This is a genomic window from Priestia aryabhattai B8W22 (assembly GCF_000956595.1).
In the GTDB taxonomy this organism is placed as follows: domain Bacteria; phylum Bacillota; class Bacilli; order Bacillales; family Bacillaceae_H; genus Priestia; species Priestia aryabhattai.
The window spans coordinates 32,876-47,204 of the sequence record NZ_JYOO01000018.1 but is presented as its reverse complement, the minus strand read 5'-3'; the positions used below and the strand labels follow the sequence as shown (position 1 = coordinate 47,204).

The 14,329-nt window shown below is 40.0% G+C and carries 15 protein-coding genes; 12 read left to right on the top strand and 3 right to left on the bottom strand.

Annotated elements, in window-relative coordinates; all coding sequences use genetic code 11:
- Positions 1–118 precede the first annotated feature (118 nt).
- Positions 119–778 carry a haloacid dehalogenase type II gene (locus tag N178_RS15085; RefSeq protein WP_045293204.1) on the top strand — a complete coding sequence of 220 codons (660 nt, stop codon included), beginning with the start codon at positions 119–121 and terminating at the stop codon, positions 776–778.
- Between the two features lie 30 nt (positions 779–808).
- On the opposite strand, the gene N178_RS15080 is transcribed toward N178_RS15085, so the two are convergent.
- The 3 genes from N178_RS15080 to N178_RS15070 all read right to left on the bottom strand — a co-directional run bounded on the left by N178_RS15080 (position 809) and on the right by N178_RS15070 (position 3,270).
- Complete coding sequence (locus tag N178_RS15080; RefSeq protein WP_013082019.1) at positions 809–991, bottom strand: CsbD family protein; 183 nt, start codon at positions 989–991, stop codon at positions 809–811.
- Between the two features lie 143 nt (positions 992–1,134).
- Entirely contained in the window at positions 1,135–1,629 is a 495-nt protein-coding gene (locus N178_RS15075; protein ID WP_045293202.1) for an NUDIX hydrolase, read from the bottom strand.
- A gap of 90 nt (positions 1,630–1,719) precedes the next feature.
- Positions 1,720–3,270, bottom strand: coding sequence for a glycoside hydrolase family 10-like protein (locus tag N178_RS15070; RefSeq protein WP_045293201.1), 1,551 nt, complete (start codon positions 3,268–3,270; stop codon positions 1,720–1,722).
- Between the two features lie 215 nt (positions 3,271–3,485).
- On the opposite strand from N178_RS15070, the gene N178_RS15065 reads away from it, so the two are divergent.
- From N178_RS15065 to N178_RS15015, 11 genes are all read left to right on the top strand, one after another.
- Entirely contained in the window at positions 3,486–4,340 is an 855-nt protein-coding gene (locus N178_RS15065) for a MurR/RpiR family transcriptional regulator (RefSeq protein ID WP_045293199.1), read from the top strand.
- A 14-nt stretch (positions 4,341–4,354) separates the two neighbouring features.
- Complete coding sequence (locus tag N178_RS15060) at positions 4,355–4,660, top strand: PTS sugar transporter subunit IIB (RefSeq protein WP_028412249.1); 306 nt, start codon at positions 4,355–4,357, stop codon at positions 4,658–4,660.
- 80 nt (positions 4,661–4,740) lie between these two features.
- A complete protein-coding gene (locus N178_RS15055; protein WP_013082024.1) occupies positions 4,741–6,042 on the top strand; it encodes a PTS sugar transporter subunit IIC in 1,302 nt (433 codons plus the stop codon).
- 54 nt (positions 6,043–6,096) lie between these two features.
- Positions 6,097–6,363, top strand: coding sequence for a hypothetical protein (locus N178_RS15050; RefSeq protein ID WP_045293197.1), 267 nt, complete (start codon positions 6,097–6,099; stop codon positions 6,361–6,363).
- A gap of 16 nt (positions 6,364–6,379) precedes the next feature.
- On the top strand, positions 6,380–7,696 hold the full coding sequence (locus tag N178_RS15045; RefSeq protein ID WP_045293196.1) for a 6-phospho-beta-glucosidase: 1,317 nt from the start codon (positions 6,380–6,382) through the stop codon (positions 7,694–7,696).
- A 1-nt stretch (position 7,697) separates the two neighbouring features.
- On the top strand, positions 7,698–8,843 hold the full coding sequence (gene anmK / locus N178_RS15040) for an anhydro-N-acetylmuramic acid kinase AnmK (protein ID WP_045293194.1): 1,146 nt from the start codon (positions 7,698–7,700) through the stop codon (positions 8,841–8,843).
- Between the two features lie 17 nt (positions 8,844–8,860).
- Positions 8,861–9,196: a PTS lactose/cellobiose transporter subunit IIA gene (locus tag N178_RS15035; protein ID WP_045293192.1), complete on the top strand. Its 336-nt coding sequence runs from the start codon at positions 8,861–8,863 to the stop codon at positions 9,194–9,196.
- Positions 9,193–10,281, top strand: a complete 1,089-nt coding sequence (locus N178_RS15030; RefSeq protein ID WP_045293190.1) for a DUF871 domain-containing protein — start codon at positions 9,193–9,195, stop codon at positions 10,279–10,281. The genes N178_RS15035 and N178_RS15030 overlap by 4 nt, the downstream gene beginning before the upstream one ends.
- Positions 10,271–11,179, top strand: a complete 909-nt coding sequence (locus N178_RS15025) for a BadF/BadG/BcrA/BcrD ATPase family protein (protein WP_237758480.1) — start codon at positions 10,271–10,273, stop codon at positions 11,177–11,179. The genes N178_RS15030 and N178_RS15025 overlap by 11 nt, the downstream gene beginning before the upstream one ends.
- A 35-nt stretch (positions 11,180–11,214) precedes the next feature.
- Entirely contained in the window at positions 11,215–12,129 is a 915-nt protein-coding gene (murQ, locus tag N178_RS15020) for an N-acetylmuramic acid 6-phosphate etherase (protein WP_045293187.1), read from the top strand.
- A gap of 168 nt (positions 12,130–12,297) precedes the next feature.
- Positions 12,298–14,316, top strand: a complete 2,019-nt coding sequence (locus tag N178_RS15015) for a BglG family transcription antiterminator (protein WP_045293185.1) — start codon at positions 12,298–12,300, stop codon at positions 14,314–14,316.
- The last annotated feature ends 13 nt before the right edge of the window (positions 14,317–14,329 follow it).

The following is a 14,329-nucleotide window of genomic DNA, read 5'->3' as shown; positions in this document are numbered from 1 at the left end:
GTTTTTTTATCTTCATAAGAAATGAGTATACCTCAGCTGGTAATATGCCTCTTTTTTAACAGAAAAAACGTTATGTTTTTTTACGAGTGGGTAAAATGAAAGAAGGAGGCGAACGCAGATGAAATTTAAAACAATTTTGTTTGATGCATATGGAACACTGTTTGATGTACATACCGTTATTGAAACGTGTGATAAGCTGTATCCGGAACGAGGAGAAAGTATTAGCCATTTATGGCGTTTGAAGCAAATTGAATATGCAATGCAATATCAGCTGATGGGAAGATACGTTGACTTTTATACATTAACAAATCAATCCCTGAAATATGCAGCAGAAGCAAATGATATTGATTTGACGGAACACGAAGAAAAAATGCTGATGAGTGCTTATATGAAGCTGAATGTCTACGATGAGGTCAAAGAGGTGCTCGCCTATTTAAAAGAAAAAGGCTATCGTCTGGCTATTTTTACGAATGGTCCTAAGAACATGATTGATCCGCTTGTTTCTTATCACAACATGAATCATTTATTTGAAGACGTTATTTCCGTAGACGAAATCAAACAGTACAAGCCTACGATGGCAAGCTATCACTATGCAAAAAACAAAATGAACGCAAAAAGAGAAGAAGTATTATTTTTGTCATCGAATACATGGGATATTGCCGGTGCTAAAAACTACGGGTTCGCAACGGCTTGGGTCAACCGAAAAGGAAATGTAGCTGAACATAAAGAATTGCAGCCAAACGTAATCATTAAAAGCTTAAATCAGCTTATTAAATAAAAAAAGAACGAGCATAAGCTCGTCCTTTTTTTATTTATTGCTAAATGTATCTTTTGTTTCGCCTACTGCTTTTTGAGCATTTCCTTTTGTTTTCTCAGCTTTTCCTTCACGCTGAAGGTCGCGGTTATTCGTTGCATTTCCAACTTGATCTTTTACTTCACCTTTAGCTTTTGATACGTTTCCTTTAACTTTATCTCCTAAACCTTTACTCATGTTAATCTTCCTTTCTATTAGTGATTAAGTAGTGTTACTTGTCTGTTCCACCATTAGAAAGAAATTAAACATATTTTCTGATTTTGACCTAAACAGAAGCTAAGCCTGCGATATTCAGCAGTAATGTTTAGTCACTATCATCATTATCGTTCGGAGGTTTTAAGTTCCCATTCATCATAAATCTGAGATTCATAAGGCCATGATAATAAGCTTAAAGATTCCACTGCTTTTAGAACAAGAGGAGAAGCATTATTGATGTTAAGATCTTGCGGTGCGACCCACAATGCTTCCAAAGAATCTTGTCCTTCAAACTGGACCGGGTTGGAAAGAAGCTCACCGCCGGCAATGTCTACGTGATAAAAAACGGCAATGTGATGTACATGGGTAAATTCTTTCCACTTACAGGGATACTGAAAATCCGTTGTACCCGCTTGAGAAATAATAGTAATTTTAAAGCCCGTTTCTTCACTAAATTCTCTTTTCATCGCATCTGTTAATGTTTCACCGTGTTCTAGCTGTCCGCCTGGCAAATCAAAGCGATGAATATACGGCCCTCTATTTTTTCTGATAACAAGCAGCTTGTTATCTCGCATACAAATTCCATATACGCCAAAGGCGCGGTCATAGTTTGGTTCCATCTTTTTTTCACTACTTTCTATAACAGAATGGCTTGATAAAGCATCATTTGATTTCTTTATCCTACCATACATTTTGCTATAGAACCTTTTTTAATGAGATGCTTTTACAGTAAGCGTGCGGGAAACAGCACTTTCGTTATGCAAACGGTCAACAGAGGTTACAACATATGTGTATGTTTGATTTTTGAGTGCGCTTTGATCTGCAAACAATTGTGTTTCTCCTGTTTTCCGAACGGTCGTCAGCAAGTTTTCTGCGTTGTGGATTTCGCCTCGTTTATTGCCCTGGAAGCGATAAATGGCATAATATGCGGAATCATTCTGCTGATGATCTCGAATTTCAAACGCCGCTTCTTTTGTATGAGGGCCCGCGTTTTTTAATTTTGGTGCTTTTGGGGCCGTATCATCAAGCCAAGGCATTGACGGAATAAGAGCAGGATGTTTATAAATATCGTTTTGCAGCTTGTCTTTTATTCCTAGTGGGTTTCGGTTCAAATCTTTCAGGCTAAAATGCATGCTCCCGTGTACTTCTGGAAATTGGTGATTCAGGGCAATTTGCCTTGGATACTCATCGGGATCAGACCATGCCTCTACCGCGTTGTTATTAATTTTGTAAGCAGCTTGTCCAATATAAAGGTGGACTGGCTTTCCGTGAACTTCATCTCTCCACCAGTTGAGCAGCGTATCGTAGGCAGCGGGTTCAAATCCGATATTCCAATAAATTTGCGGAGTGATGTAATCAATGTATCCATTTTGAATCCACGTACGCGTATCGGCATACAAATCATCGTAGTTTGTTTGTCCAGCAGTAGTCTTAGAGCCAGTTGGATCATTAGCAATGTTTCTCCATACGCCGAACGGACTGATACCAAATTTTACGTATGATTTTGTTCTTTTAATAGACGTATTTAAATCTCGAACAAGCTGATTAACATTGTCACGTCGCCAGTCTTCAATATTCGAAAATGTTTGAGCACCGTAGGTTTCATATGTTTTTTGGTCTGGGAACGTTTGCCCTGCAATTTTATAAGGATAAAAATAATCGTCCATATGAACAGCATCAATATCATAGTTTCTTACGACTTCGAGCACTTCTTCAATAATAAAATTTTTCACTTCTGGAATACCTGGGTTGTAGTAGAGTTGTTTTCCGTAGGAGACGACCCAATCAGGATGTTGTTTGGCAGGATGATTATCGGCAAGTTTGTTTAAATCAGTATGATTCATGGTAATGCGGTAAGGGTTAAACCATGCGTGGAATTCTAAGTTGCGCTTATGTGCTTCCTCCACCATAAAAGCTAGAGGATCGTAGCCGGGATCTTTTCCTTGTGTACCCGTTAAATATTCTGACCACGGGCCATATTTCGACGGATAAAAGGAATCAGCGGTAGGTTTAATTTGAACGACCACAGCATTCATCCCCATTTTTTTGACTTCATCTAGCAAATAGGCAAACTCTTTTTTCTGCTGCTCAACCGGAAGACCAGGCTGAGAAGGCCAGTCAATATTGTATACGCTTGCAATCCAAGCGGCTCGAAGCTCCCGCTTTTGATACGTGGTAGGTACGTCTGCTTTAGCAGGTAATGCGCTCGAACAAAACAGCAGCAAAAACAGGACGCCTCCAATCCATTTTTTAATATGCATATTCGTTCCTCCTTCTTTTTGGGTTGAGATAAAATTTCTTTCATAATATAGCATGCGGTCGTTATATTCACAATAGATTTTAATAAAATATTCTGAAAAATAAAATAAAGTTTTAAAAATATCAGAAAAATATTGAAATTAAACTTCAGAAAAAATATAATAATGGTAATTTAAAGAATATTTTAGAAATACGTTACTTAACGATGGAGGAATTCATGCGCCAATTTTCCGTACTTACTTTAATCGATGCACAAATGAATCATTACAGTCCTGCTGAAGGAAGAGTAGCTGATTACGTGTTAGAAAATCCTACGACCACGTTGAACTTAACGACCAAACAGCTAGCTAAGCAGTGTCAGTGCAGCGAGGCTACGATTATCCGCTTTTGTCAGCGTGTAGGAATCAATAGTTTTAAAGAATTAAAGATTGAATTAGCAAAAGATGCCCATAAGGTGAATAACGAGCAGCTGCCCAATCTTCCGGTTAATTTCGAAGACGAGACCGAAGCCGTGCTTGAAAAAGTCATGAGCAAAAGTATGAGTGCACTTATGAATACGAGTCGATTAGTGAGTTCTTCTGCAATTGATGCAGCTGCGGAAGCTATTCATGGAGCGAAGCGAGTGTTTTTATACGGAGCAGGGGGATCATCTGTAGTTGCGCTAGATGCGCAGTATAAACTGCTTCGAATTGATATTTCAGCGCTGTTTTCATTAGATAGTCATGTTCAAATGGTGATGGCTACAAACATGACAAAAGAGGATGTGCTGTTTGTAGTATCGACTTCCGGTCAAACAAAAGAAGTAGTGGAGCTGATGCAAATAGCCAAAGATAAAGGAGCAGTCGTTATTTTGCTAACGCAGCACGGGTCATCGCCAGCTTCTAAATTAGCTGATATTCTGCTGACTATTTCAGTAGAAGAACAGCATATCCGAATTGGAACGATGAGCGCTCGTATTGCTCAGTTAGCCGTTGTAGATGCGATGTTTATACGGTTATGTATTCAAAAAGGCAATCAAGTATTTGAACGCATAATCGATACACATAATGTAATTCAAAAAATAAAGAGGTAGGGGGAAACGAGAAAATGAAGGTATTGTTTGTATGTTCTGGAGGAATGTCAAGTGCGATTGTGGTAAAAGCGTTAAAAACGGAAGCACAAAAGCACGGAACGGATATGGAAGTGCTGGCAATTGGGACAAATGAAGTGGCAGAAGAAATTCAAAAAGGCTGGGATGTTGTAATGGTTGCACCGCAGATTCGCCACCGGTTTAACGCAGTGAAAGCGGAAGCGGATAAAGCTTCTGTTCCGTGCGGGCCGATTCCGCCGCAGGCTTATACGCCGCTTGGAGGTCCGACGCTTTATAAAACGGTTCAACAGCTCGTTAGCTGAGGAAAGCAGGTGTATTCCTGCTTTTTAAATAGAAAAGGGGTTTATTACACAAGGGGAGAACATGGAGGGGGAAAGGGTATATGAGCAAATTTGTGTCGTTTTTAGAGAACAATTTATCAGGACCTATGGCCAGGCTATCAGAACAGCGGCATCTTCAAGCCATTCGTGATGGCGTTATTTCCGCTTTGCCGTTTATCATTATCGGAAGTTTTTTCTTGATTCTAGCATTTCCGCCTGTGCCGCAAGACAGCACAATTGCAAAATGGGCAGCTGATAACAGCGCCAATATTTTAATACCGTATCGAGTCACGATGTTTATTATGTCTTTATATATAGCTTTTGGGATAGGGTACAACTTGTCCAAAAGCTATAATCTCGATCCGCTGTCAGGAGCGCAAATTGCAGTAGCTGCACTACTTCTTACGGTGACTCCAAAGCTGATTGAAGAAGAAGGGTTTATGCTTCCAATGACAAACCTTGGAGGTCACGGTTTATTTGTAACGATGATTGTATCGATTTTGTCGGTGGAGATTCTCAGGTTTTGTAAAGCAAAAAATGTCACCATTAAAATGCCGGAACAAGTGCCGCCTTCGGTATCACGGTCTTTTGAAGCGCTCATTCCGGTTGCAATTGTTGTTGTACTTATGACGATTATTACCATTGTTTTAGGTATCGATCTTCACCATTTAGTTGATAAACTAGTTGCTCCGCTTGTAGAAGCTGGAGATAGTTTAGCAGGAGTGTTAATACCGGTTTTCTTAATTACGTTTTTCTGGTCATTTGGAATCCACGGCGTCTCTGTTGTTGGGACAGTGGCACGGCCTGTATGGGAAGTGTATTTAGCGAAAAATGCTGAAGCGGTAGCAGACGGAGCTTCAACGCTTCCATATATTGCACCCGAAACGTTCTTTCAGTGGTTTGTGTGGATCGGAGGATCTGGAGCGACGCTGGGCCTTGCTTTAGCGATGCTGTTTTTCTCAAAATCTAAATATTCGAAAGCGCTTTCTAGAACATCTTTTATTCCAGCGGTTTTTAATATTAACGAGCCAATTATTTTCGGTCTGCCAATTGTCTTAAATCCTATTTTAATTATTCCATTTATCATTATCCCGATTATTACAACAATCATTTCATACGCAGCAACGGCGACAGGCCTTATTACTCCAACCTACGTAATGGTTCCTTGGACGCTTCCAGCGCCAATTGGAGCTTATCTGTCGACAGGGGGGGACTGGCGGGCGGTTGTGCTAGTCGTTATTAATATTGCTATTTCTGTTGTCATTTATCTCCCGTTCTTTAAAATGTACGACCGAAAGATGGTTGAAATGGAAAAAAGCGATGAAGCAACGGTTGCACCATCCGATAGTTCAGTTCAAATGTAAAAAAAGAGAAGCCAACTTGTTTGGCTTCTATCTCTTTAATAGGAGTGGAGATCAATGTTTGTTCGGTTTCGATATAAAACCGTGTTTTTATTTCTGCTAACCATGGTTCTTTGCAACGTTATTTTTACACCTTTGCTGCAGTATGCTGGTTTATCAGCACAGCATAGTTTATTTGTCATTACAAGTCTATCAGCAGCGCTGCTTACAACATTTATTTCCGTTCGGCTTTCAACCGCAGCTTTATCTAAAACTGCCGTTTGTACCCGCTTTGTTTTGCTTGGAGCAGGGTGCACAGCCGTTACATATTTAGCCGTTTTTTAACAAGGAGGGGCAAAAAATGAAAGTGGTGACAATAGGGGGAGGATCAAGCTATACACCTGAATTGGTCGAAGGGTTTATTAAACGATATGATGAGCTTCCGATTCGAGAGCTATGGCTTGTAGATGTTGAAGAAGGAAAAGAGAAGCTTGAAATTGTAGGAGCACTCGCAAGGAGAATGGTCAAAAAAGCAGGTGTTGATATGAAAATTCATTTAACGCTTGATCGAAAAAAGGCATTAATAAATGCTGATTTTGTAACAACACAGCTTAGAGTAGGTCAGCTTGATGCGCGTATTCAAGATGAGCGTATCCCTCTTAAGTACGGAATGATTGGTCAAGAGACAAACGGGGCGGGAGGATTATTCAAGGGCTTGCGAACAATCCCGGTTTTGTTGAAAATTGCCGAGGAAATACACGAAATTTGTCCAAACGCCTGGCTTATTAATTTTACGAACCCTGCAGGTATGGTAACGGAGGCGCTGCTTCGCTACGGAAAGCATTCTAAAATAGTAGGAGTTTGCAACCTGCCTGTACATATGACAAACTCGATTGCCAGCTTGCTTCAAATAGAAAAAGAAGATGTGTACATTGAATTTGCAGGATTAAATCACTTGGTATATGGACTGCATGTGTATGTCAAAGGAAAGAAAGTAACGCAAGAAGTTATTCGCCGATTAAGTGATCCAAAGTCCCAAGTAACAATGAAAAACATAGCTCCTATTCCGTGGCAACCGGATTTTTTGGAAGCTCTCGGCGTGATTTTATGTCCTTATCACCGCTACTACTATAAAACAAAAGAAATATTAGCAGAAGAGCTTCTGGCCTTTCAGTCAGGTGCCACGCGCGCTGAAGTGGTCAAAGTATTAGAAGCAGAGCTTTTCGAACTCTACAAAAATCCAAATCTAGAAATGAAGCCTCCGCAGCTGGAAAAACGAGGAGGAGCCTATTACAGCGATGCCGCATGTAATTTAATTTCATCCATTTACAACGATAAAGGTGATATTCAAACAGTAAATGTAAAAAACAACGGCGCGATTTCTTCACTGCCGAATGAATCAGCGGTTGAATTAAACTGTATCATAACAAAACAAGGACCGGTACCGCTTGCTGTTGGTGAACTTCCTGTAGAAGTGAACGGACTTGTGCAGCAAATTAAATCGTTTGAACGAGTAGGAGCAGAAGCTGCCGTTACAGGATCTTATGAAAAAGCACTTGTTGCCCTGACCATTAATCCGCTTGTTTCAAGTGACGAACTGGCTAAGGCGGTCTTAGATGAACTGCTTCAAGCTCATCGCAAGTATTTACCCGCTTTTTTTAAGGAAGTGAATGCGTAGTATGTATGCTGTGGGACTTATGTCAGGAACGTCACTTGATGGAATTGATGCGGCTCTTGTTCAAATTGAAGGAAGCGGCTATGAAAGTAAAGTTACGCTTCTTCATTTCATTACTATGCCGTTTTCTTCTCAGTTAAAAAAGGAAATTGAACAGGCCATTTCTGTTGAATCTTCAAATGTGCAGCTGATCTGTAGCTTAAATTTTAAACTGGGCTATGCATTTGCAGATGCAGTGAAAAGAGTGTGCCAAGAAGCCGGTTTTTCTCTTGAACATGTAGATGTCATCGGATCGCATGGGCAAACCATTTACCACCAGCCTTATGCTTCAGGAAATACAGCAATGTCTACCCTGCAAATTGGAGAGCCCGCTGTTATTGCCTATGAAACCAAAACGAAGGTAGTGGCAAACTTCAGGGTGATGGACATGGCAGCGGGCGGGCAAGGTGCTCCGTTAGTTCCTCATACGGAACGGATTTTGTATGGCCACAGTGACCGTACAAGGCTGCTTCAAAACATTGGAGGCATTGGGAATGTAACGTTGATTCCGCCAAAACACTCTCCTATACCCGTAGTAGCTTTTGATACGGGGCCGGGAAATATGATGATAGATGAAGCGTGTCAGCAGCTTTTTAATGTTTCATTTGATGGAAATGGGCGTTTAGCAGCTGGCGGAACTATTATTTCAGAGCTTTTAGAAGACTGTATGAATCATGATTACATGAAGCTTTCTCCTCCTAAATCGACGGGAAGAGAACTGTTCGGTACACAGTACACAAGGAGACTGCTAGAGAAATATAGCAAACATAAAAAAGAAGATTTGCTGGCTACGATTACTATGTTCACGGCATCATCCATTGTACATCACTATGAGACATTTATTTTTCCTGCCTATTCTATTGACGAAGTGATTATTGGAGGAGGAGGAAGTTATAACAATACGCTGATGGATATGATTAAAACCAAGCTAGGAAAGCGGTGCCGTGTGTATACCCAAGAAGAAATAGGAATGTCTTCAGAAGCAAAAGAAGCCGTAGCTTTTGCGGTGCTCGCAAATGAAACACTTTTAGGTTATCCAAGCAATGTACCAAGCGCAACCGGCGCCTTGTCTCCTGTAATATTAGGAAACATTACGCCTGTGCCACTATAAAAAAGGGGATGGAAGAAATGACAGAAGCAGCAAATATGGAAAATGAAATTTTTGAACTTATTGCATACGGAGGAAATGCTAGATCACTGGCATACGAAGCGTTAGAAGCAGCTGAAGATTATGATTTTAATAAAGCTGACGAACTTTTAAAGCAGTCTCAAGAAGAGCTCAGTCATGCTCATAAAACGCAAACGACGCTTATTCAACGTGAATTGACCGGAAAAACAATTGAAAAGTCGCTGCTTTTAATTCACGCACAAGATCATTTAATGACGGCTATTTCAGAGCAAAAATTAATTGAACATATGATTAAGCTTATTAAAAAATTTAAAAAAGAAGGCGAAAATCAATGAAAAAGCTAGGTATTGCGATTTACCCGGAACATTCGACTGTGGAAAAAGATAAAGCGTATATAGCACTTGCGCATCAATACGGATTTACCCGCATTTTTACGTGCTTGCTTTCTGTTGAAGGCGATCAGAAAAAAGTAATGGCAAATTTTAAAGAAATCATTGAGTTTGCCAATGAGCTAGAGATGGAAGTAGTAGTGGATATCGCTCCTCGCGTATTTGGAGCGCTTGGCATTTCCTATGATGACTTATCTTTTTTTCACGAACTAGGAGCTTATGCTATTCGTCTTGATTTAGGTTATACGGGAAATGAAGAGTCTATTATGACCTTTAATCCATACGGCTTAAAAATTGAAATTAATATGAGCAATGCAACAAAGTATGTCGATAATATTTTAAGTTACCGGCCAAATCGAAAACAGCTATTGGGATCGCATAATTTCTATCCTCATCGGTACGCAGGATTGTCGTATGATCACTTTAGGAAGTGTTCAGCATTGTTTAAAGAACATAATCTAGAAACCGCTGCTTTTATTAATTCACCAAGCGCTACTTTTGGACCGTGGCCTGTTACTGAAGGGCTTTGTACGCTTGAGATGCACCGCACGCTTCCGATTGATGTGCAGGCTAAGCATCTTTTTAAAACGGAGTTAATTGATTGTGCAATTATCGCCAATGCGTATGCATCGGAAGAAGAAATGAAGTCGCTGCGCGATGTTGTCCAGCAAGAGCGCTTTACCTTTAATGTGACTCTGTATGATACGATTACTGAGCTTGAAAAGAAAATTGTGCTGGAAGAGTTTCATTTTTACCGAGGAGACGTATCCGATTATTTAATTCGCTCTACGCAAAGCCGAGTAAAATATAAAAAAGAAGAATTCAAGCCTACGCATACTCCTTCCATTCGAAGAGGCGATATTTTAATAGAAAATGAGCTCTACGGACAGTACAAAGGGGAGCTGCAAATTGCGCTGTTAGACATGGAAAACTCAGGGAAAACTAACGTAGTAGGGCGCATTGCAGAAGAGGAAATTTTCTTCTTAAATGAACTGCAGCCATGGGATAAATTTGCTTTTTGTGAGCGGTGATGAAATGGACTATATTATCGGTATCGACGGTGGCGGAACAAAAACAGAAGCCGTTGCGTACAGCTTAGACGGTCAAGAGCTTGCTGTTTCAAAAAGCGGTTACGGCAATTTGCTTATTCATTACGATACGGCTATTACTCATATTGATGAATGTATTACGGCGTGCAAAACGACGCTTGCTGGTCATACATGTAAAGGGATTTCACTAGGACTTGCTGGAAGTAAAGCATTATCTAAAGAAGAAATAAAAAAGTATTTTTATAATCGTTATCAGGTAGAAGTAGGGGTATATGATGACGCCATGATTGCACATGAAGCACTTTTAAGTGGAAAAGACGGCATTTTAACCATTGCAGGAACTGGAGCTGTCGGCATTGGAAAAAAAGACGGAGTGTACGAATACGGCGGAGGGTGGGGACATCTTCTTGGAGATGAAGGAAGCGGATATTGGATTGGTCTTCAAGCACTTATATTGCTGACGAAAGAGCATGATCAAAACCGTCCTTACAGCAGCCTTAGTCAGACAATCTTGCAACATGTAAAAGCAGATACCATACACGATATAAAAAAGTTTGTCTATTCATCTCCTAAATCAGAAGTTGCTTCACTCACTCTGCTTGTTGTAAATCAAGCGAGAAATCATAAACAAGAAGCAAGTGACATTCTTCAGCAAGCTGGAAAGAACCTTGCAAACATGACGCTGCGTTTGTATAAGAAACAGCAGTTTGAAGGGAGCTGCTTGCTGGCATGCAAAGGCAGCATTTTAACAGAAGTTCCAGAAGTATTTAATGTTTATAAGGAAGCATGTGAAAAAGAAATAAAGCATATCCAGTGGGCAATGCAGCAAGTATCATCTGCTAAAGGGGCTTATCGTTTGTTCATGAAGAAGTATAAATAGAGAAAAAATGATGGTGGAAAAGGCAGGGGATCACAGTGAACTTGAATCATATCTTAACAGAAAAACGCAATCCGCAAACCTTAAACATTGATGAATTATCAAGCCTGGCAATTGTGAAAAAAATTAATGAAGAAGATCATCAAGTGCCTCATGCAATCAATCAGGTGCTTCCTGTTATTGCCTTGTTAGTAGATGAAATTGTCAGCGCTTTTAAACAAGGCGGCCGTCTTATCTATATCGGAGCAGGTACAAGCGGACGCCTGGGCGTGTTAGATGCATCGGAATGTGTACCAACATTCGGTACACCTGCCGAACAAGTAATTGGTATTATAGCCGGAGGAGACAAAGCGCTTCGGCATGCGTTAGAAGGAGCAGAAGATAACAAAGAACAAGCGATAGAAGATTTGAAAGCGATTAATTTATCAAATAAAGATATTCTTGTAGGTATAGCTGCAAGTGGAAGAACTCCTTATACACTCTCAGCGCTTGCGTATGCAAACAGCCTGGGGACAGTAACGGGCTGCGTTGTAAATTCTCCTCAATCAGCTATGGAACAAGAAGCACAATATGCAATAGTAGCAGAATCAGGGCCGGAAGTTGTAACAGGTTCTACAAGAATGAAAGCCGGAACTGCTCAAAAGCTTGTTCTTAATATGCTGACGACTGCTTCTATGATTCAAATTGGTAAAGTCTACAGCAATCTAATGGTAGACGTACAGCCGACCAATGATAAACTCGTACAGCGTGCTAAAAATATTATTGCAGAACTAACAGGTGTCTCATCAGAAGAGGCAGCGGAAAGTTTACAAACCTACAAAACGCCAAAAGCTGCTATCCTTGCGCTTCTTACTTCTATAGAAGGTGATGAAGTGCACCGGCTGCTTGTTAAACATGACGGACATTTAAAAAAAGCGATTGAAGAAGCTAAGGTACAGCAGACTAAAGATTAACCCCTAAAAGAAGTGCATACAGCACTTCTTTTTTTGTTGAGTACATTTTTTGCACAATGTATGTGGGTGAATTCGGTCTAATCATTTTGCGAGACCCGTAGTATAGTAAAAGCATAAAGCGTAGTAAGTATTTCAATTTGTGCACGAATTGGACTGAAGGTGATTCATGTGTTAGACAAACGCAGTACGGCCGTATTGCAAGTTTTGCTTCAAGCTGCAACATTTATACCAGTACAAGAGTTAATGAAACAGTTTCAAGTGTCAAGACGTACCATCTATTACGATATTGAGAAAATTAACGATTGGCTGTGTCAGCAAGAATTAGAGTTTGTTCAGTACACATATGGAAAAGGTTTTTTTCTAAACGATCAAGCAAAGGATCAAGTTGCTAAACAATTTTCTCATGTTATGCCATCTGCTTATTTATCAGTTGAGGACCGGCAAATATACGTTGCTTTGATGTGTATACTTCGAGGCGGAAAAATCGGAACTCAGCAGCTAATGGAAGAAACAGAAGTTAGCCGTAATACTGTGCTGCAAGACATTAAAGACTTAAAAAACAAGTGGGCGAAGAAAGGCATATCTTTGACGTACAGCTATAAAGATGGGTACGAAGTAAAGGGATCTGAAAGCGACATTCGAAATTTGCTTTATATACACATCACGGAATTAATAAGTCAACACCAAGAAAAATTGCTGAAAAGGGTCATGAAAGCAGATTACGAATATTCAATGATTTATAACTGGCTTGTGGAGTGTGAAGATAAACTGGGGATGGCGTTTACAGACAAGATGCTGACGCAATTAGCGTATATGCTTACATGCTGTATTCAGCGCATTCAAAGCAAGCGCTACGTAGACTCCTTGATTACTAGAAAAGACGAATTAGAAAAAACCAGGCAATATAAAGCGCTGCAAGGAATTGAAAGCGTTTTAGGATTTGGGCTTCCATCACAAGAAAAGCACTATCTTGCCACTGTCTTACTAAGTGCAAAAGTAAATGTAGTAAATCAAGCAGATAGTGAGGATTGGATGAGAAGCATTGTAAAAGAAATGGTATCGCGGTTTCAAGCCTATGCTTGTGTAGTATTTGAAGATCGAAACCGGCTTGAACAAAATTTATATATTCATTTGAAGACGGCTTATTACAGGCTTCTCTATAATATTCATCTTCCTAATCCTATGCTTTCAGCTATTCAAACAAAATATCAGGATATAGTGGAACTGACAAAAAAAGCGTTGTTTTCTTTGGAAAAAAGCCTTCAAACACGTATTAACGAAGACGAAATTTCTTATTTTGCTCTTCATTTTGGAGGATGGATGAAAAAAAGAGCGGGAAGGCAAAAACAAAAGCGTATTGTTATTGTTTGTGCCAATGGAATTGGAACGTCTCGCATGCTTCAGTATCAGCTTGAACAACTGCTAACAGACGCTGAATTGATAGGGCCGATGACGGTAAGGGACTATGAACAATTTAAGGAAAGCTATGATTTAGTTATTACAACTGCGCCGTTAAAAAAGCGAATGAATGTGATGCTTGTGAATCCTATTTTAACAGATGATGAAAAGCGGAGATTAATCGATTTGGTTGAACCAGCTTCCTCTCAGCTAACGACTCAAGCCATCATGGGTATTATCAAGCAGCATGCAAATATACAAGATGAAAAAGCTCTGTTAGCTAATTTAAAACTCGTTATACAGCAATCTAAAAAAATGGTAAGAGAGGATAGAAAGCCAATGTTGCATGAAGTATTGCAGGAGCCATTCTTGCAGCTTACAAATTCAGCAGATGACTGGAAAGCAGCTGTTAGGCTGGCTGCCAAGCCTTTGCTGAACTACGAATATATTGAACCTTCTTATGTAGAGGCAATGATTAAAAGTGTAGAACAGTTAGGCCCTTATATTGTTATTGCGCCAAAAGTTGCGCTTCCTCACGCAAGGCCAGAAGAAGGCGTGAATCGTGTGGGGATGAGCATGCTTCGCTTAAAGGAGCCCGTCTATTTTTCTACTGAAAAGCAGCACGGAGCGCAGCTGATTATTGTACTTGCTGCTACTGATAATGAAACCCACTTAAAAGCACTGTCTCAGCTTTCGATGATGCTATCTGAAAACGATAATATTGACAAGCTTATTGCAATGAAAACAAAACAAGAAATGCTTGCGTTAATTGAAGCTTACTCAAATTAAAAGGAGAGATGAA